The following is a 20,219-nucleotide window of genomic DNA, read 5'->3' as shown; positions in this document are numbered from 1 at the left end:
CAATCACCTGAGGTGTCCGCGTCCGTATCTGGCGGTGAGCTGGTCGCCGAGGATCCCGATGTTGATGATCAGCAGCGACAGCGCGACGCCGGGCAGAGTGGAGATCCACCAGGCGGTTTCGAGATACTGCTTTCCGTTCGCGATGGTCTGGCCCCAGGACACCGACGAGCCGGGCAGGCCGATGCCGAGGAAGCTGAGCCCGGCCTCGGCCAGCACGACGAGGGCGAACTCCAGCGTCGCCAGGGCCACGACCGGGCCGACCGTGAGCGGCAGGATGTGCCGGACCAGGATGGACGTCGGCCGTACGCCGAGCACGCGGGCCGCGTCGATCCAGGCCCGCTCCCGCATCGACAGGGCGACGCCGCGGGTGACCCGCGCGAAGGAGATCCAGGCCGTCGCGGAGAGCGCGATCACCACCACCAGGACGCTGCGCTCGAAGGCGCCCGCGATCACGATGGTCAGCAGGATCGCCGGGAAGGCGAGCAGGATGTCGATGCCGCGGGCGAGCACCGTGTCGAGCCGGCCGCGGAAGTAACCGGCGACGATGCCGACGGTCACGCCGATCACGCAGCAGACGACGACCGTCGAGACACCGATGATCATCGACGTGCGGGCGCCGTAGACGACCTGGGCGAGGACGTCACGGCCGAGGCCGTCGGTGCCGAGCCAGGCGACCCCGCCCGACGCGAGCCGCGATCCCGGGCCGAGCAGCCGGTCGTCGAGGGAGACGCGCACGGGGTTGTAGTCGAGGACCAGCGGTCCCACCCCGGCGACCACGACGTACAGGGTCAGGACGGCGTACGGGATCCGGCTGAGCCACCGGCCGCGCACCAGCGGCCGGCGGACGGCGACGGCGGTCATGCCGCACCGTCCAGCTTGATGCGCGGGTCGAGCTGGGAGTACAGCAGATCGGCCACGAGGTTGAACAGCATCACGATGCCCGCGATCAGAAACGTGGCCGCCTGCACGACGGCGTAGTCCCGGTTGGAGACCGCGTCCACCACCAGCGTGCCGAGCCCCGGCCAGGCGAAGACGTTCTCGACCACGACCGCGCCGCCCATCAGGCCGCCCATGTGCAGCCCGACGATGGTCACCACGGGGATGAGGGAGTTGCGCAGCGCGTGGCCGAGCAGCACCTGCTGCTCGGTGAGCCCTTTGGAGCGGGCCGTCTGGATGTACGGCTCGCGCATCGTCTCCGCGACGCTGGTCCTGGTCAGACGGGCCACGATGGCGGTGAACGGCAGCGCCAGCGTGACCGCCGGCAGGACCAGGTGAGCCGGCGAGCCCGCCCCGGCGCTGGGCAGCAGGCGGAAGGCCAGCGCGAAGACGAGGATCAGCATGATGCCCACCCAGAAAGTGGGGAACGACTGCAGGGCGATGGTGCCCGCCGTGACCAGCCGATCGACCGCGCCGCCCGGGCGCGCGCCGGCCAGCAGTCCGAGCACGAGGCCGAGGGACACGGCGATGACGGTGGAGGCGAGCATCAGGTCGGCGGTCGCGGGCAGGCGCTCGAACACCTCCGACATCGCCGGCCGGTCGAACCGGTAGGAGTCGCCGAACTGTAACCGGGCCACCTCGCCGAGGTAGCCGAGGTACTGGCTGAACACCGGCCGGTCGAGCCCGAGTTCCCCGGTGAGCTCGGCCACCTGCTCCCGGCTCGCGTCCGGGCCCAGCAGGATCGTGGCCGGATCGCCCGGGGCGACCCGGACGATGAGGAAGATGAGCGAGGCGGCGCCCCACATCACCAGCACGCCCACGAGCAGTCGTTTGGCGATGACCCGGATCATGTGGGCTTACCTGGTTCGGTCACTGCTGTCTCCTTGGTGGGGCCACGGTCGCGCCCGGCATGAGGGGGCACTCGACGTTCTCTCTGCGGGCGTCCGGCTCGGGTGCCTCCAGCAGCCGCACCAGCAGGTGGGTGGCCTGCCGGCCCATCTGCTCCCGTGGGACCACCAGGCCGGTCCAGGGGGTGTCGGTGCGGTGCGCGCCGGTGGAGTCGCCCAGCACGACGACGCTCAGGTCGTCCGGGACCGACATCCCGTGCCGTCGCGCGCACTCCAGGAGCTCCTCGGCCAGGAGGACCTGCTCGGCGACCACGGCGGTGATGCCGCCGTGCCGGATCTCGGCCAGGAGGCCCGCCACGTCGTCGGCGGATTCCAGCGACCACACCGGGCCCGTGAGCCGCCTGGCCTCTCCGGCGGGCATCGCCCGCCGGAATCCCTTCTCCCGGTCCCGGCTGGGCTGGGCGTCGCCGTCACCGATGCGGGCGTACGCGACGCGCCTGTGCCCGAGCTCGAAGAGCCGTTCGGTGAGCTGCTGGGTCGCCGTGGCGTAGTCGGCCGCCACGTAGGAGACCGGCTCTCCCGACACCTCCCGGTGTCCCACGTAGACGAAGGGGAAGCCGGTGTCGCGCAGCCGCTGGATCTCCTCGACGTTCGGGTCACGCCCGAGCAGCAGCGCGCCGTCCGCGAGCGACAGCCGGGTGGACCCGTCGCGGAATACCTGCCGCTCGCCGCCGAGGCTGGTGAACAGCAGGAGGTCGTAGCCGAGCTCCGCCGCCGCCTGCTCCATGCCGAGCAGGAACGGGAAGTAGAAGTCGACGCTGGTCGTCGGGAAGACCGGCTCGAAGGTGAACACGCCGATGATCTTGTTCTGGCCGCCGGCGAGGGATCTCGCCGAGGCGTTGGCGACGTAACCCCACTCGCGGATCGCCGCCAGCACCCGCTCCCGGGTCGCCTGGCTGATCCGGACGCCGGAGTCCCGCTCGTTCAGCACGAGCGAGACGGTGGCCTGGCTGACCCCCGCGAGGCGCGCGATGTCGGCCTGGGTAGGCCTCCGCACCGGTCCGCGACTCATTCGGGCCTCCTGCTAATGCGCCTGACCCAACGAACGCAAAGTTTGACCCTCGCTTCTGTGAGGCGTCAATGGACCTGGGCGAAAAAGAACGCGGGAAACACGAGCGAATTACTAATACCCATTAGCATCTAGCGTCCCGCGTAGATCGCGGATACCGTCCGGAGCGTTTGCCGAGGGAGGTGCCATGGATACCGACCATCCGGTCACCGGCGTGATCATCCCGCTCGTCACCGCGCTCGACCGGGGCGGGCGGCCCGACCCGCCCGCCGTCCGGCCGCTGCTGGCCCACCTCGCGTCCGCCGGCGTCACCACGCTGATGCTGGCCGGCACCAACGGCGAGGGCCCGCTGCTGCCGGCCGACGCCGTCCGGGCGTACGCGGTGGAGGTGTCCGCCATGTGGCGCGACCTGGCCGGGGCGCCCGCCCGGGTCATGGTGGCCGCCGCCGGCACGGGCACCCGGGAGACCCTGCGGCGCATGGACCGCCTCGCGGAGCTCGACCTGGACGCCGTGGTCGTCCTCGCGCCGTCCTACTTCCGGCACACCGAGAGCGAGCTGCACGCGCACTTTCGCGACCTCGCCCGCCACGGCCACCCCGTGGTCGTCTACAACAGCCCCGGGTACACCGGCAACCCCGTCCCCGTGTCCGTGATGCGCCGCCTGCTCGACGAGCCGGCCGTCATCGGGTTGAAGGACAGCTCGGGGGACGCCGCCCTGTTCGCCGAGTTCTGTGCCCTGGCCGGAGAACGCCCCGGCTTCCAGGTGGCCCAGGGTGCCGAACGGCAGCTCGCCGACGGGCTCCGCACGGGGGCCGCCGGGCTGGTGCCGGGGGTGGGCATGCTCGCGCCCACGCTCTGTGTCGACCTGCTCAAGGCCGGCCGTGGCGGCGACCACGCCACCGCGGCGGCACTGCAGCACGACGTCGACCGGCTGGCCGCGCTCTTCGCAGTCCGTCCCGGGGTCAGCGGCGTGGTCGTGATCAAGACCGCGCTGCACCTGCTGGGGCTCTGCCCACTGCACGCCGCGGCGCCGTTCCTGCCTCTCACCGAAACCGAGCTCGCCGAGCTGCGCGCCGCGCTGGGCCGGATCCATGACCTCGTAGGACCACTCGACCCGCAATAGACCCGAGCACCCCCCAAGCTCCTGCCGAGGAGAGTCGCATGACCATGCCCATCAGCCGGCGGGCCTTCGCCCTCGGGCTCGCCGCGGGCGCCGCAGCGGCCGCCCTGCCCTCCCCCGCCGCGGCCGCGCCGGCCGCGGCCCAGCCGTTCTTCGCGGAGGCCACCTTGTGGGACTCCGCCGTGGATCCGCTGGCCAGCTACCACGTGTACGGCCTGGCCGTCCTGCCCGACGACACGATCCTGGCCTGCACGGAAGGCCGGCACAAAGTGTGCGACGCCGGACCGCACGACCTGCTCGTCCGCCGCAGCACCGACGGAGGGAAGACCTGGAACCCGTCGCAGACGGTGGCGGCGTCCGTCGACGGCGAGTCCTGGTCCAACCCCACCTTCGTGGTGGACCGGTCGACCGGCGAGGCGTTCCTCTTCCACGGGCTCTGCGTGCAGTTACCCGAGAACACGAGCTGCTCCGCCGACTCCAGCACGGTGTACGTCATCTCCAGCAAGGACGGCGGCGTCACCTGGAGCGAACCGCGCAGCCTGGCCGGGCTCTTCGACCACTTCCCGTACAACTGGGCGATGCACGGCCCGGGGCCCGGCCACGGCATCCAGCTCGACTCGGGCCGGCTGCTGCTCACCGTGTCCCACCGCACCATCATCACCGGCGTCCCGACCGCCGATCGCCACTACGGCGCCTCCACCGTCTACAGCGACGACCACGGCGCCACGTGGCAGTCCGGCGGCGAGGTGCCGATGGGCGACGGCTACCCCGTCGTGGGCGAGGCCAGGCTGGTGCAGCGTGCGGACGGCACGGTGGTGATGAACAGCCGGCCCGGTTCGGGCAACGACTGGCCACGGGACATCGCGGTCAGCACGGACGGCGGCCTGACCTGGTCGCCGCCCAGGATGGACTTCAGCCCCGCGCTCTTCAACGGCGTCGACACCGGCCTCATCCGCTACACCGGCGGGCCGGGCAGCGAGGACGTCAACCGCGTGCTGTTCAGCCGGCCCGACTCGCCGATGCGCTGGAACATGACCGTCGCGGTGAGCTACGACGAGGGCCACTCCTTCAGGTACAGCCGCTCGGTCAACCCGGGCCGGGGATATTACTCGGACCTGGCGTCCCTGTCCGACGGCACGATCATCCTCCTCTACGGCTGCGACGGCGACCTCGACGGCTCTCCGCGGCGCGTGGCCGCCGCCCGGTTCAACCTGGAGTGGCTGACGCAGGGCCGGGACAGCCTGGTCACCGTTCCGAAGCTGGTCGAGAGGACGTACGACCTGGGCCGTCCGGCGGCGCGGGCCAAGCTTTCGGGCGGGACGGTGACCGTGGTGGAGGAGGCCACGGCGCGCGGCGGCGCCCGCGCCGTCTTCACTCCCGGCGCGATCGGGGACTCCATCGAGTACCCCTTGATCGTCGCCCCGGGCGGGCGGCCGGAACTGTGGCTGCGCTACTTCCGCTCCGGCGACGGGGGCCTCGTGACGGTGACCGTGGACGGGAAGGCGCCGCGCACCTCCACGCTGGATCTGACGTCGTTCCGCGGCGACGGCTACGACGTCGCCTACCTGGGCCGGATGGCGTTGCTGCCCGGCCCGCACACCATCCGCTTCACGCTGGCCGGCGCCGGCCGTGGTGGCGGCACGGCCATCTCGCTCGACCAGCTGAGCCTCGTCCGGGGCTCCGCCGCGCCGGACGTCCGCGAGGAGGTCACCGTCGACAACGGCGGGCTCGGATTCGAGACCACCGGCACCTGGCCGAGCAGCAGGGGCGTCAGCGGATACTACGGCTTCAACTACCTGACGCACGCCCGCGGCACCGGCGCCAGCACCGCGCGATGGCGACCGGCGCTCCCGGGCGAGGATCGCTACGAGGTGCTCGTCTCCTACGCGGCCGACCCCAACCGGGCGACCAACGCCCCCTACGTCGTCCACCATGCCGCGGGCACCACTGCGGTGGCCGTCAACCAGCACGTGCGCGGCGTGCCCGACCCGCGCATGGGCGAATGGACGTCTTTGGGCACCTTCTCCTTCCGGGCCGGCCTCGAGGGATATGTCGAGCTCAGCGACGCGGCCAACGGCGTGGTCATCGCCGACGCCGTCCGGTTCCGCCGGCAGGCGCCCGCATGACGGCCGTACCGAGCCCCGCCGCCGCGGTGGCGCTGCGCCCGCTGCCGCTCTCGGGCAGCCGCGTGGCGGGCGGGTTCTGGGCCCGGCGGCTGGACGCCAACCGGACCGCGATCCCGCTCGGGCACGAACGGCTGGACGAAGCGGGCAACCTCGGCAATCTCCGGATCGCCGCCGGCGAGGCGGCCGGTGAGGCCCAGGGTGCGAGCTTCCGCGACTCCGACGTCTACAAATGGCTGGAGGCGGTCGCCTGGGAGCACGCCCGCAGCCCCGACGACGCGCTGCTGGACCACCTGCGCACGCTCGGCCGGACGATCGCGACGGCGCAACGCGAGGACGGATACCTCAACTCCGCGATCCAGGTCCGCGGCGAGGAGCGGTACGCGCGGCTGTGGATGAGTCACGAGCACTACTGCGCCGGCCACCTGATGCAGGCGGCCGTGGCTGCGGCCCGGGCGACCGGCGAGACGGAGCTGCTGCGGGTCGCCACCCGGCTGGCCGACCATCTGGCCGGCACGTTCGGCCCCGGCCTGCGCGAGGAGCTGGACGGCCACCCCGTGGTGGAGATGGCGCTCGTCGAGCTGTACCGGCAGACGGGCGAAAGACGGTACCTGGACCTGGCTCGCCACTTCGTCGAAGCCCGCGGGCACGGTCGTGCCGTCAAGCCGGGCTTCGACCCCTCGCACTACGGCGACCCCGCCCACTACTCCGACCGGCTGCCCGTACGCGAGGCGGAGACGGTGGAGGGACACGCCGTGCGCGCCGTCTACTTCGCGGCGGGCACCACCGACGTCGCCATCGAGACCGGCGACACCGAGTTGCTGGCCGTGATGCGCCGGCAGTACGACGTGATGCGCCGCCGCAAGCAGCACGTCACCGGCGCCGTCGGCGCGCGCTGGGACGGGGAGGCGTTCGGCGAGGCGTACGAGCTGCCGCCCGACCGGGCGTACGCGGAGACCTGCGCCGGGATCGGGGCGATGCAGTGGGCGTGGCGGCTGCTGCTGGCCACCGGCGAGTCCGCCTACGCCGACCAGATCGAGCTGCTGCTGTACAACGCGCTCCTGCCCGCGGTGTCGCTGACCGAGGCGGACTACTTCTACGTCAACACGCTGCACCGGCGGACCGGCGCCCGGGGCGACGTGCAGCGGTCACCGGCGCACGGCCGCCGTCCCTGGTTCAACTGCGCCTGCTGCCCGCCCAACGTGATGCGTACGCTGGCCGCCCTGCCCACGTACCTGGCGACCGGCACGGAGGACGGCCTCCAGGTGCACCTGTACGCCCAGAGCACGCTGGCCTCGGGCGGGCTCGCCGTGGACGTCGGCACCGAGTATCCGTGGGACGGCCTGGTCACGGTGACCGTGCGCGAGGCGCCGCCGCGCGAGATGGAGCTGGCGCTGCGCGTACCGGACTGGGCCGAGGGCTCCACCGTGGACGGCAAGCCGGTGGAGCCCGGCGGCTACGCCCGCGTCCGCCGGGTGTTCCGGCCCGGCGATCGGGTGGTGCTGCGGATGCCCATGCCCGCCCGGTTCATGGTGGCCGACGATCGCATGGACGCCACGCGGGGGTGTGTCGCCGTCACCCGCGGGCCGCTGGTCTACGCGATCGAGCAGCCCGACCAGCCGGCCGGCGTCGTCCTGGAGGACCTCCGCATCGACACCGCCACGCCGCCGCGGCCCGAACACCGGCCGGACCTCCTCGGCGGCGTGACCGTGCTCCGGGCCGGCGGCGCGCTGGCAGGAGGACCCGCCGAGTCCCCCTACCGGCCCCACGGGCAGCCGGCCCCGGCGGCGCGGCCCACGGAGCTCACGCTGATCCCCTATTACGCCTGGGCCAACCGCGGCCCGCACGCCATGCGGGTGTGGATCCCCCTATGAAGGAAAAAATGACGCATTACGGGCATGTCCAGGCCTCGCTCGCCCGGAGCTGGAACACCTGGGACACGCGCAGCGTGCTCACCCACGTCCTCCTTCCCGACGCTCTGGGCCTGTCCCTCGGCCTGAAGGAGTACTACCGGGGCACGTCGCTGCGCGCCGCCCAGATCGGCCGCCGCACCGAGGGCTCGGAGACGGTCACCCTGGGCCGGCACGCCTACGACGGCGGCTACACCGAGACCGCCGTGACATGGGCGGGCGTCACGATCCGGGTGCAGACCGCACACGCGGGCGACGACCTCGTCGTGCTGGTGACGCCCACCGCCAACCAGCACAAGAGCGCGCTGCTGACCGCAGGCGTCGCCTACCTGTGGAACCGGCCCGGCTCCGTCACCCGCGAGGGCGACCGGATCACCGCCGAAGGGCCCGGCGGGACGGTCCAGGTCTTCTGCACGGCCCCGCACGTCGACGACCCCTACACCGACGTCGACGGGCCGTACCTGGCGATGGAGCTGACCGGCGCCGTCGGGATCAGCACCGGCCGCGCCCGCGACCTGCCGGAGATCGCGCGGATCGTCGCCGGCGCCTCCGCCGCGATCGGGGCGGCCGGCACCGACCCCCTGGCGCAGCACCGCGAGATCGTCAGGGACGCCATCTCCTGGAACACCATCTACGAGCCCGCGCGCTCCCGCGTGATCACGACCGTCAGCCGGCTCTGGAACGTCGGCAAGCGCGGCGGCTACGCCCTGTTCTGCTGGGACGCGTTCTTCAACGCGCTGCTGGCGGCCGTGTCGAGCAAGGAGCTCGCCTACGTCAACACCGTCGAGATGCTGCGGGCCCTGACGCCGGAGGGCTTCGTGCCCAACGTCGAGCAGGGCACCGGCCGCACGACCCACGACGGGTCCCAGCCGCCGGTGGGCTCGCTGGTGGTCCGGGAGCTCTATCACACGTTCGGCGACCGGTGGTTCCTGGAGGAGTGCTTCGAGCCGCTGCTGTCCTGGAACCGCTGGTGGTGGCGGGTGCGCCGGGACGGTGACCTGCTGTGCGCCGGCTCGACGTACTTCGACCCCGAGTTCCCCTCGCCGCAGGACATCCCCCGCATCCACCAGCATTTCGGCGCGACCTGCGAGACCGGCTGGGACAACCACCCGGTCTTCGAGGACGTGCCCTTCGACCAGGCCAAGAGCCTGCTCGCCGCCCACGACGTGGGCCTGAACAGCCTGTACGCGGCCGACTGCGAGGCGCTGGCCGACATCGCCGACGTCCTCGGCGACCGGGAGGCCGCGGCGGAGCTGCGCGAGCGGCACGCGGCCGTCGTGGCGGCGATGGAGTCCCTGTGGGACGAGCCGGGCGGCGTCTACCGCAGCAGGCGCACCGACACCGGGCTGCCGACCGAGCGGCTGTCCACGATGAGCTTCTACCCCATGCTGGCCGGCGTCGGCGCGGGGGAACGGACCCGGCGCATGGTGTCCGGGCGCCTGATGACCGACGACGGCTTCGGCGGCGAATGGCTGCTGCCCACCTCGCCCCGCGACGAGCCGGTCGACGTCGGCGAGGGCAGCTACTGGGCGGGACGGGCGTGGCCGCCGGTGAACTTCCTCGTCTACCTGGGACTGCTGCGCGCCGGGGAACGGCCCGCGGCCGCGTGGCTCGCCGAAGGCAGCTCCCGGCTCGTGCTGAAGGAATGGAACGAGCACCGCCACGTGCACGAGAACTACTCCAGCGTGCACGGCGGCGCGTGCGACAAGCCCAACAGCGAGCCGTTCCAGACCTGGGGCGCGCTGCTGAGCCTCATCGTCCTCATGGAACGCGGCGAGGTCGACTTCTTCGAGAAAGGTGATGTGATTTGAGCGGCGCCGAGGCGGACGTCCTGGTGGTCGGGGGCGGGATGGGCGGGGTCGCCGCGGCGCTGGCGGCGCTGCGGCGCGGCCGGACCGTCGTGCTCACCGAGGAGACCGACTGGCTGGGCGGGCAGCTCACCAGCCAGGGCGTGCCGCCGGACGAGCATCCGTGGATCGAGCAGTTCGGCGCGACCCGCTCCTACCGCAGGTTACGCACGGCCATCCGCGACCACTACCGGACCTGGTACCCGCTGACCCGCGAGTCCCGGGAGGCGCCCGACCTCAACCCGGGGCGCGGCACGGTCAGCAGGCTCTGCTGCGAGCCCCGGGTGGCCGCCGCGGTGCTGGCCGACATGGTCGGCCCGTACCTCGCCGCCGGGCGGCTGACGATCCGCTACCTGCACCGGCCGGTGGCCGCCGACGTGGACGGCGACCGGGTGACCGGGGTGACCTTCGCGGGCCCGGACGGCGAGCCGTTCCACGTGCGCGCGGCGTACGTGCTCGACGCCACCGAACTGGGCGACCTGCTGCCCCTGGCGGGGATCGAGCACGTCACCGGCTTCGAGTCGGCCGCGGAGACCGGCGAGCCCAGCGCGCCCGCGCAGGCGCAGCCGGCCAACATGCAGGCGTTCTCCTGGGTCTTCGCCGTCGAGCACCGCGCCGGCGAGGACCACACCGTCGACCGGCCCAAGGACTACTCCTTCTGGCGCGACTACCGGCCGCCGTTCTGGCCGGACCGGCTGCTCAGCCTCGTCGCGCCCGACCCGCGCACGCTGGAGCCGAAGCCGCGCAGGTTCGTGCCACACGCCCCGTCCGGCCCGGTCGTCGCCGACCAGAGCCGCGACCCGGGCGACACGGATCTGTGGGTGTTCCGGCGCATCCTGTGCCGCGAGGTGTTCGAGCCCGGCTTCGCGGTCAGCGACGTCGTCGTGGTCAACTGGCCGCAGATCGACTACCTCCCCGGGCCGCTGATCGGCGTCACCGAGGACGCGCGGGCCCGGCATCTCCAGGGCGCCAGGGACCAGGCGCTCAGCATGCTCCACTGGCTGCAGACCGAGGCGCCCCGGCCCGACGGCGGCACCGGCTGGCCGGGGCTGCGGCTGCGCCCCGACGTCATGGGCACCGCCGACGGCCTGGCCAAGAGCCCCTACATCCGCGAGTCGCGGCGCATCCGCGCCCGCCGCACGGTCGTGGAGCACGACCTGTCGCTGGCGGTACGCGGCGAGCACGGCGCGGTCGCCTACCACGACACCGTGGGCGTCGGGATGTACCGCATCGACCTGCACCCCTCCACCGGCGGCGACAACTACATCGACGTGGCGAGCTGCCCGTTCCAGATCCCCCTGGGCGCGCTGCTGCCCGTCCGCGTGCGCAACGTGCTGGCCGCCGGGAAGAACCTCGGCACCACCCACATCACCAACGGCTGCTACCGCCTGCATCCGGTGGAGTGGAACGCCGGCGAGGCGGCCGGCGCGCTGGCGGCGCACTGCCTGGACAACCGGCTCGAACCGGCGCAGGTCCACGAGGATCCCGCGGCGCTCGAACGGTTCCAGGACGAGCTGGTCGCCGACGGTTTCGAACTGGCCTGGCCGCAGGTGCGGGGATACTGACCGCTTCCGGACTTTTGGTCTTACGCGGCTGTTCACGGCTCAGTTAGTGTGTGCCGGTGTGATCACGAGGTGTCAACTCCCCGCTCGTGGCTCGCCGCCGCGATCATCGGCGCGGTGCTCAGCACGGCCGTCGCCGTCCCGGCAGCCGCAGCCCACTCCCCCGCCAAGGTCACCGACCCCGCCAAGGTCACCGATCCGGTACGCCACGTCGATCCGCTGATCGGATCGGCCAACGGCGGCAACACCTACCCCGGCGCCGTCCTGCCGTTCGGGATGATCTCGTGGAGCCCGACCAACACGGCGGGCGACCAGACCAACGCCGCGGGCGCCAACGGCTACTCCTACAACACGCCCCGCGTGCGGGGCTTCGCGCTCACGCACGTCAACGGCGCGGGCTGCCATCCGGGGGCCGCCGGGGACGTCCCGATCATGCCGTTCGCCGGCCAGATCACCTCGTCGCCGACCGCGGACACGACCGACGCGATCTACGCGAGCACGTTCAGCCACGACAAGGAGAGCGCGCGGCCCGGCCGGTACACGGTCACGCTGGACTCCGGCGTCAGGACCGACCTCGCGGTCACGACCCGCGCGGGCGTGGGCGAGTTCAGCTTCCCGGAGGGCTCGCCGGCCAGCCTGCTGTTCCGGGTGTCCAACTCGCTCAACGGCAGCGAGGACGCCGAGATCACGATCGACCCCGCCACCCGTACGGTCACCGGCTCGGTGCTGACCGGCGCGTTCTGCGGCCGCCGGGCCAACGGCGGCGTCAACAACCGCAAGAGCTACTACCGGCTGCACTTCGCCGCCTCGTTCGACCGCGCCTTCGCCGCCACCGGCACCTGGGTGAACGGCGACCTGCGCCCCGGCACCACGACGGCGAGCGGCGGCGAGGGCTACGCCACCGGCGCCGACCGCGCGGGCCGCGGCTCCGGCGGGTACGTCACCTTCGACGGCGCCGACGTCCGTATGAAGGTCGGCATCTCCTACACCAGCCTGGCGGCGGCCAGTCAGAACCTGGCCGAGGAGATCTCCGGGCGGGACGACGTCGCGTCGGTGGCCGCCCGGGCCACCCGCGCCTGGAACGAGCGGCTGCGCTCGGTCGAGGTGGCCGGCGGCCCGGCGGACCTGCTGACCACGTTCTACACGGCGATGTACCACGCCTACCTGCAGCCCAACGTGACCAGCGACGTCGCGGGCACCTACCTCGGCGGCGACCGGCGGGTGCACCGGCTGGCCCGGGGCCAGGGCGTCCAGTACGGCAACTTCTCCGGCTGGGACCAGTACCGCGCGCACACCCAGCTCCTGGCCCTGCTCGAACCGCGGGTCGCCGGCGACTACGCCCAGTCCCTGTACAACCTGGCGCGGCAGAACGGCGGCGTCTGGGACCGCTGGGTGCACGTCAACGGCCCCACCCACGTGATGACCGGCGACCCGTCGGCCCCCGCCCTCGCCGGCTTCTACGCGCTCGGCGTGCGCAACTTCGACGTGCGCGGGGCCTTCGACTCCCTGCTCGCGCAGGCGACCGTGCCGCACCCGTCCGGCCTGTCGGACAAGGGGTGCCCGGGGCAGTGCGAGGGCCAGCGCCCGAACCTGGCCGAGTACCTGCGGCTCGGCTACGCGCCCCAGGACACCTGCCACTGCTGGGGCGGCGCGGCGGAGACGCTGGAGGACGCGACCGCCGACTTCGCCCTCGCGGACTGGGCGGGCCGGCTCGGCCGGACCGCCGAACGCGACCTGCTGATGCCGCGGGCGAGCTGGTGGCGTAACACGTTCAACCCGTCGGCCGGGCCGGAGGGCGGCTACCAGCAGGCGCGCAAGGCCGACGGCGGCTGGCTGTGGCCGTTCTCGGCGACCTCGGACGCCGGTTTCGCGCAAGGCACCAGCGCCACCTACACCTGGATGGTCCAGCACGACGTCTCGGGGCTGGCCGCCGCCATGGGCGGCCGGGAGCAGGCGGCCAAGCGGCTCGACACGTTCTTCCACCGCGCCGACGGCTCCTGGGCGACCGGCGGCGACGGCTTCCGCTACGACCCGACGAACGAGCCCGGCATCCACGTCCCGTGGCTCTACAACGCGCTCGGCCGACCGTGGAAGACCCAGGAGACGGTACGCGCGATGGCCTCCCTCGTGTACAAGACCGGCCCCGGCGGCCTGCCCGGCAACGACGACCTCGGCACCATGTCCGCCTGGTACGTCTTCGCCGCGCTCGGCATGTACCCCCAGACGCCGAGCCGGGCCGAGATGCTGCTGTCCAGCCCCATGTTCCCGAAGGCGTGGATCAAGCGCGGCAACGGCCGCACGATCACCGTGAGCGCCCCGCAGGCCGCCCCCGACGCCGTCTATGTCCAGGACGTGCGGGTCAACGGCCGGGCGTACACCCGCTCCTGGCTGCCCGAGTCCCTGCTCGACAAGGGTGGCGACGTCGTGGTGAACGTCGGCGCCACTCCCGACACCTCGTGGGCGACCGCACCCGGCGACCTCCCCGTGGACCGCGTCCCCGCCGCCGAGGCCCCGATCCCGAACCTGCCCGCCGCGTGCGAGCCGTCCGGCTCCTCCTGCGCCCAGAGACTCCAGTACGACGTGGACGGCGTGGCCACCGTGGACGCCAAGCCCCAGGGCAACCTGGACGGCAAGGGCTGGAGCTTCCCCGCCGAGCAACTGCCCGAACCGGGCATGCGCACCGTGTCGGGCGGCGCCTACCTGATCCCGGAGACCAGGGGCGCGGCGGGCAACTTCCACAGCCTGCGCGGCCAGCGCACCTACCTCACGCCGGGCCGCTACCAGGCCCTCGACCTGCTGGTCACGGCCGTGAACGGCGACCAGCAGACCGAGCTCACGATCACCTACGCGGACGGCACGACCTCTACGGCCCCGCTGAAGGTGACCGACTGGGCGAGCACGTCACCGCGCTTCGGCGAGGAGGCGGCGATCACGGCCGACACCCGTTACAACGTCAACAACACTGCCGACGGCCGCAAGGTGAGCATCTGGCGGGTGTCGGTGCCGGTGGACGCGGCCCGCGAGGCGGTCTCGTTCACCAGCCCGGCGATGCCCAACGTCAAGATCTTCGCACTCACGACCCGCGACTGACCGGCCGGGCACCCACTCGGTCATGCGCTGAAGGCGGCGCGGTCGGGGTCCGGCAGCCACTGGCGGTGCGGGTCGAACGGCCGGTGGTTGTCCGTCACGTACCGGACGAGCCGGGCCAGCACCGGGTGATGGCTGTGCCGGTGGAAGAGCAGCGAGCACGGGTACACGGGGGCGGGGGCGACGACCGGAATCTGGACGGTACGCGGGTGCCAGGGCATCCGGAGCCTCTCCCCCACGAACCCGATGCGTTGGCCGGAGCCGATCTGCTCCACGAAGTACTCCCAGCCGAAGTCCGGCCCCGCGGTGTCGATCGGGATGTCGAACGCGGCGCTCAGGAGGCGGTAGAACTCGGCCCATTCACTGTCCGGGACGTTGCCGGGCATCCACACGGTCGTCCCGGACAGGCGTTCCACCTCCACCTCCCGCAGGCCGGCGAGTGGATGGTCGCGGCCGACCAGCAGATGCACGGGCTCGAGGTAGGCCGGCACGTGCCGCAGGTCCTCCTCCAGCGTCCCGCTGACACGGACGAAGGCGGCGTCGAGGGACCCGCGGACGAGCGCGCCGCGGGCCGATCTGAACCCGTTCGAGGTGATGACCTCGACGTCCACGTCCTCGACGGTCTCGTGGAACTCCCGGATCAGGTCGCTGGAGCGCAGCCGGGTGTCCAGGACGTCGACCCGGAGCGAGCGGCGCCGGCCTTGCAGCACTTCGCGTGCCTGGTCGGCGATGCCGACGAGGGCGCGGGCGTGGTGCAGGAACGTCTTGCCGTCCTCGGTGAGGTCGGCCCCCGTGCGGGTGCGGGAGAACAGCCGTACGCCGAGGTCGGACTCGAGCTTGGCGATCCGCTTGGAGACGGCCTGCTGGCTGATGCCCAGCCTGGCGGCGGCCTCGCTGAAGTAGCGGTCCTCGGTGATGACGACGAAGGCGCGGACGGCGGCGAGGTCCAGGTCGAACGCCACCTCTTCCACCACTGGTGGTTGTGGCTCTTCGGTGTGTCGATTGTTGGACAACCGGGCCTGCTCTCGGGTCGAATGCTCGGGTTCGCGGGTGAGCCTACAACCAGGAGGCGTGGTCTCGGTGGGATCTTTCGTGCATCTCCACGTGCATACGGAATACAGCATGCTCGACGGCGCGGCCAAGGTCGGGCTGTTGATGGACGAGGTCTCCCGGCAGGGGATGCCCGCGGTGGCGATGAGCGACCACGGGAACGTGCACGGGGCGTACGAGTTCTACCAGGCGGCGCGCAAGACGGGGATCAAACCGATCATCGGCATCGAGAGCTACGTCGCCCCGCTCTCGCGGCACCACCGGCAGCCGGTGTACTACAGCGACAACCTCGCGCTGCGCCGCTCCAACGACGAGACCGGCGAGGGTGGCGACGTCTCCGGGCGCGGCCTGTACACGCACATGACGATGTGGGCGACCGGGGCGCAGGGCCTGCGGAATCTGTTCCGGCTGCAGTCGCGGGCCTGGCTGGAAGGCCACGTCCAGAAATATCCGCGTATGGATGATGAATTGCTCGCCGAGTACGGCCAGGGCATCGTCGCCACGACCGGCTGCCCGTCCGGCGAGGTGCAGACCAGACTGAGGCTCGGCCAGTACGCCCAGGCCGTCGAGGCGGCGGCCCGCTATCGCGACATCTTCGGCAGGGACAACTATTTCCTGGAGCTGATGGATCACGGCCTGGCCATCGAGCGCCGGGTCCGCGAGGAGCTGCTCAAGCTCGGCAAGGAGCTCGGCCTGCCGCCCCTGGCCACCAACGACTCGCACTACGTCACCGAGAACCAGGCCCCGGCGCACGACGCGCTGCTGTGCGTGGGCACCGGCAAGCGGCTGGCCGACGCCGACCGGTTCCGGTTCGGCGGCAGCGGCTACTACGTCAAGTCCGCCGCCGAGATGCGCGCGCTGTGGGACGCCGAGGTGCCCGGGGCCTGCGACAACACGCTGCTGATCGCCGAACGGGTCGGCGACTACGGCGAGGTGTTCGCCCACCGGGACCTGACGCCGCGCTTCCCCGTGCCCGAGGACGAGAGCGAGGCGAGCTGGCTGCGCAAGGAGACCCTCGAAGGCGCCCGCCGCCGCTACGGCCGGCCGTCGCAGGAGGTGCTCGACCGCATCGACTACGAGTTGTCGGTCATCGAGGCCATGGGCTTCCCCGGCTACTTCCTGGTGGTGGCCGACATCTGCCGCCATGCCCGGGAGCGCGGCATCGGCCTGGGCCCCGGCCGCGGCTCGGCCACGGGGTCGATCGTCGCGTACTGCACGGGGATCACCCAGCTCGACCCGATCGAGCACAAACTCATCTTCGAACGCTTCCTCAACCCCGAGCGCATCTCCATGCCGGACGTCGACCTCGACTTCGACGACCGGCGGCGCGACGAGATGATCGACTACGTCACCCGCAAGTACGGCGACGACCGCGTCTGCCAGATCGTCACCTTCGGCACCATCAAGGCCAAGGCCGCCGTCAAGGACTCCTGCCGCGTGCTGGGCCTGCCGTACGCCTTGGGCGACCGCATCACCAAGGCGTTCCCGGCGGCGGTCGGCGGCAAGGAGATCCCGCTGGCCGCCGTCCACGACAAGGGCCACCCCCGGCACGGCGAGGCGGCCGAGCTGCGCCAGATGTACGAGCAGGACCCCGACGTCAAACGGGTGCTCGACACCGCGGCCGGCATCGAGGGCCTCACCCGCGGCACCGGCATCCACGCCGCGGGCGTGATCCTGTCCAGTGAGCCCCTGATCGACGTGATCCCGCTGGTCAAGCCCAAGGCCGGCGGCCCGATCGTGACCGGCTTCCCCTTCACCCAGGCCGAGGACATGGGCCTGCTGAAGATGGACTTCCTCGGCCTGCGCAACCTCACGGTGATCGGCGACGCGATCGCCAACGTCCGGGCCAACAAGGGCGTCGACATCGACATCCTCGACATCCCCATCGACGACGCCACCACGTACCGGCTGCTGGCTCGCGGCGACACGCTCGGCGTCTTCCAGCTGGACGGCGGCGGCATGCGGGTCCTGCTGAAACTCATGCAGCCCACCACGTTCACCGACATCGCGGCGGTGAACGCGCTGTACCGGCCCGGGCCGATGGAGATGAACGCCCACACCAACTACGCCCTGCGCAAGACCGGCAAGCAGCCGGTCGAGCCGATCCACCCCGAGCTGGAGGAGGCCCTGGAGCCCATCCTGGGCGACACCTACCACCTGGTCGTCTTCCAGGAGCAGGTCATGGCCATCGCCCAGCAGCTGGCCGGCTACTCGCTCGGCGCCGCCGACATGCTGCGCCGGGCCATGGGCAAGAAGAAGAAGGAGGTCCTGGACGCCGAATGGGACCGCTTCTCCGCCGGCATGCGCGGCCGCGGCTTCTCCGCCGAGGCGATCAAGGCGGTCTGGGACGTCCTCGTCCCCTTCAGCGGCTACGGCTTCAACAAGTCCCACACCGCCGGGTACGGCCTGGTCTCCTACTGGACCGCCTACCTCAAGGCCAACCACCCCCAGGAGTACCTCGCCGCGCTGCTCACCTCCGTCGGCGACGACAAGGACAAGATGGCCGTCTACCTGTCGGACTGCCGCCGCCTGGGCATCAAGGTGCTGCCCCCGGACGTCAACGCCAGCCGGCTGGACTTCGCCGCCGTCGGGTCCGACATCCGCTTCGGCCTGGGCGCCGTACGCAACGTCGGGGCCGGCGTCGTGGACGCCATCGTCGCCGCCCGGGAGGCCCAGGGGCCCTACATCGACTTCAACGACTTCCTCGGCAAGGTCCCGACGGCTGTCTGCAACAAGCGCGTCATCGAGTCGCTGGCCAAGGCCGGCGCGTTCGACAGTCTCGGGCATCACCGCAAGGCCCTGGTCGCCGTCCACGAACAGGCCGTCGACTCGATCATCGACGTCAAGCGGAACGAGGCCCGCGGCCAGGACTCGCTGTTCGGGGAGCCGAGCCGGAGCGGCGCCTTCTCCATCGCGATCCCCGAGGGCGAGTGGGACGGCGTCACCCTGCTGGCCTTCGAGCGCGAGATGCTCGGCCTGTACGTCTCCAGCCACCCGCTCGACGGCGCCGAACGCGTCCTGGACGCCAACCGCGACACCACCCTCGCCGACCTGCTGGCCTCCGGTCGGCAGGACGGGGCGACCCGGATCAGCGGCATCGTCTCCGGCCTGCAGCGCAAGGTCACCAAGCAGGGCAGCCCGTGGGCGATCGTCACCCTCGAGGACCACGACGCCGCCATGGAGGTGCTCGTCTTCCCCAAGACCTACACCCTGTACGGCGAGGCGCTGGCCCAGGACCGCGTGATCTCCGTGCGGGGCCGGATCAACGTGCGCGACGAGACGATGAGCGTGTACGGCGAGGAGATCACCCTCCTCGACGTCTCCCGGGCGGACACCGAGCCTCCCGTGGTGATCTCGATCCAGGAGACCCAGCTGAGCCCGCGGCTCATCCAGGAGTTCAAGCACATCCTGACCACCCATCCCGGCCGCGCGCCCGTACACGTGCGCCTGCACCGCCCCGGCGCCAGAAGCGTGCTGCTGGACCTCCAGCCGTTCCGGGTCACCGCCGAACCGGCGCTCTACGGCGACGTCAAGGCCCTGCTGGGCGCGGACGCGATCGGCGGGGCATGACCGGCGACCCGCCCTGCCCCCGGTGCCGCACCGACAGCGTCCTCGCCGTGCTGCGCCTGCCGCACACCTGGACGAACGCGTCGGGGAACGAGGTCCGGGGCGTCAGCGAGGTCCTGCTGTGCGCCCGCTGCGACGCCGTCGATCCCGTCGCCGGGCCGATCGTCGCGTACTTCGCGGTGCACGGATCCGTGCGGCCGGAGCACACCGCCGAGCTGGCGCGGGCGCTGCGCCACTGGGCCGATCGGGCCCGGCCCCCGCGCCCGGACGGGAACGCGCCGGCGGCCGAGACCGAAGCCTCCTACCGCGGCGACCTGTGAGCGGCCTTATCGGGCGGCCTCACTGGGCGGCGGCGGCGTACTGTGCCACGCCCTCGCCGAACGACCAGTCGAGCAGCGAGTTCTCGCTGACCGTGACGAACACGTTGCGCGGCTCGGTCCCCGCGTACTCCTCGGCGAGCTCGGCGATCCGGCGGTAGAGGGCCTGCTTCTGGTCGGCGGTGCGTCCCGCGCGCATGGTGACGGCCACGAACACGAGGTCGTCGTCCCGGTGGATGCCGAGGTAGCCGTCGTCGTAGCGGAACGTGCCCCGCGTGCCGTCATGGCTGGTGAGCACCTGGAACAGGTCGTCCTGCGGGATGCCGATGGCCTCCACCAGGGCGTCGTGCACGGCCCGGCCCAGGGCCTCCAGCCGCTTCGGGTCCGCACGGAGCGCGTCGATCCGAACAAAGGGCATGGGTTCCTTCTTTCACAGCGATTCGATGAGTGGCTGGTCGCCGGTGAGCAGGTAACTGGCCACGAACGTGGCCGGCTCGGTGGCGGAGAGGTTGTCGAAACGGCGGACGGTCGCGCCGGCGGGCTCGAAGAATGCGCTCCCGGCGCGGAGCTCCTGCGCGGGGTGCCCGTCGAGCTCGTACACGATCCGGCCTGCGGTGACGTAACCGGCGACGCCGCCGGGGTGGGTGTGCGGGCCGCTCGCCGCCCCCGGCGGCAGGGTGACCCGGTGCGTCTCCACCCGGTCGATCCGCCCGGGCCGGCCGGCCAGGTCGCCTGTCACCAGGTGCTCGCGGCTGATGGCGCTCATGGGGGTGCTCCTTTCAC

General features: G+C 72.0%; 14 protein-coding genes. 8 read left to right on the top strand and 6 right to left on the bottom strand.

What is annotated here, in order from left to right; genetic code table 11:
* Positions 1–3: 3 nt before the first annotated feature.
* Genes ACIHFD_RS46695 through ACIHFD_RS46685 form a run of 3 tightly spaced genes read right to left on the bottom strand, consistent with a single transcriptional unit; the run spans position 4 to position 2,841 of the window.
* On the bottom strand, positions 4–861 hold the full coding sequence (locus ACIHFD_RS46695) for an ABC transporter permease (protein WP_397372373.1): 858 nt from the start codon (positions 859–861) through the stop codon (positions 4–6).
* Entirely contained in the window at positions 858–1,787 is a 930-nt protein-coding gene (locus ACIHFD_RS46690) for an ABC transporter permease (protein ID WP_397372372.1), read from the bottom strand. Before ACIHFD_RS46690 ends, ACIHFD_RS46695 begins: the two co-directional genes overlap by 4 nt.
* Before the next feature lie 19 nt (positions 1,788–1,806).
* Positions 1,807–2,841: a LacI family DNA-binding transcriptional regulator gene (locus ACIHFD_RS46685; RefSeq protein ID WP_397372371.1), complete on the bottom strand. Its 1,035-nt coding sequence runs from the start codon at positions 2,839–2,841 to the stop codon at positions 1,807–1,809.
* Between the two features lie 199 nt (positions 2,842–3,040).
* Between ACIHFD_RS46685 and ACIHFD_RS46680 the strand changes: the two genes are divergently transcribed.
* From ACIHFD_RS46680 to ACIHFD_RS46655, 6 genes are all read left to right on the top strand, one after another.
* Entirely contained in the window at positions 3,041–3,976 is a 936-nt protein-coding gene (locus ACIHFD_RS46680; RefSeq protein ID WP_397372370.1) for a dihydrodipicolinate synthase family protein, read from the top strand.
* A 38-nt stretch (positions 3,977–4,014) separates the two neighbouring features.
* Positions 4,015–6,099 carry an exo-alpha-sialidase gene (locus ACIHFD_RS46675; RefSeq protein WP_397372369.1) on the top strand — a complete coding sequence of 695 codons (2,085 nt, stop codon included), beginning with the start codon at positions 4,015–4,017 and terminating at the stop codon, positions 6,097–6,099.
* Positions 6,096–7,970: a glycoside hydrolase family 127 protein gene (locus ACIHFD_RS46670; protein ID WP_397372368.1), complete on the top strand. Its 1,875-nt coding sequence runs from the start codon at positions 6,096–6,098 to the stop codon at positions 7,968–7,970. Before ACIHFD_RS46675 ends, ACIHFD_RS46670 begins: the two co-directional genes overlap by 4 nt.
* 8 nt (positions 7,971–7,978) lie before the next feature.
* Positions 7,979–9,817 (top strand): MGH1-like glycoside hydrolase domain-containing protein, encoded by a 1,839-nt coding sequence (locus ACIHFD_RS46665; protein WP_397372367.1) that lies wholly within the window; start codon positions 7,979–7,981, stop codon positions 9,815–9,817.
* Entirely contained in the window at positions 9,814–11,418 is a 1,605-nt protein-coding gene (locus tag ACIHFD_RS46660) for an FAD-dependent oxidoreductase (RefSeq protein WP_397372366.1), read from the top strand. Before ACIHFD_RS46665 ends, ACIHFD_RS46660 begins: the two co-directional genes overlap by 4 nt.
* A 69-nt stretch (positions 11,419–11,487) precedes the next feature.
* The gene (locus ACIHFD_RS46655; protein ID WP_397372365.1) at positions 11,488–14,505 is read left to right on the top strand and encodes a GH92 family glycosyl hydrolase; all 3,018 of its coding nucleotides are present in this window, start codon (positions 11,488–11,490) and stop codon (positions 14,503–14,505) included.
* Positions 14,506–14,525: 20 nt separating this feature from the next.
* Here ACIHFD_RS46655 and ACIHFD_RS46650 read toward each other — a convergent pair whose 3' ends face one another.
* A complete protein-coding gene (locus ACIHFD_RS46650; RefSeq protein WP_397372364.1) occupies positions 14,526–15,464 on the bottom strand; it encodes a LysR family transcriptional regulator in 939 nt (312 codons plus the stop codon).
* Between the two features lie 130 nt (positions 15,465–15,594).
* On the opposite strand from ACIHFD_RS46650, the gene dnaE reads away from it, so the two are divergent.
* Positions 15,595–19,122 carry a DNA polymerase III subunit alpha gene (gene dnaE / locus ACIHFD_RS46645; protein ID WP_397372363.1) on the top strand — a complete coding sequence of 1,176 codons (3,528 nt, stop codon included), beginning with the start codon at positions 15,595–15,597 and terminating at the stop codon, positions 19,120–19,122.
* Positions 19,119–19,439, top strand: coding sequence for a DUF6300 family protein (locus tag ACIHFD_RS46640; protein WP_397372362.1), 321 nt, complete (start codon positions 19,119–19,121; stop codon positions 19,437–19,439). Before dnaE ends, ACIHFD_RS46640 begins: the two co-directional genes overlap by 4 nt.
* Positions 19,440–19,458: 19 nt before the next feature.
* On the opposite strand, the gene ACIHFD_RS46635 is transcribed toward ACIHFD_RS46640, so the two are convergent.
* Entirely contained in the window at positions 19,459–19,854 is a 396-nt protein-coding gene (locus ACIHFD_RS46635) for a tautomerase family protein (protein ID WP_397372361.1), read from the bottom strand.
* 12 nt (positions 19,855–19,866) lie between these two features.
* Positions 19,867–20,202 carry a cupin domain-containing protein gene (locus ACIHFD_RS46630; RefSeq protein WP_363968500.1) on the bottom strand — a complete coding sequence of 112 codons (336 nt, stop codon included), beginning with the start codon at positions 20,200–20,202 and terminating at the stop codon, positions 19,867–19,869.
* Positions 20,203–20,219 lie beyond the last annotated feature (17 nt).

This window comes from Nonomuraea sp. NPDC051941, from assembly GCF_044593615.1.
Note: the sequence above shows the minus strand (reverse complement) of the source record. Positions and strands in the feature narration are given on the sequence as shown.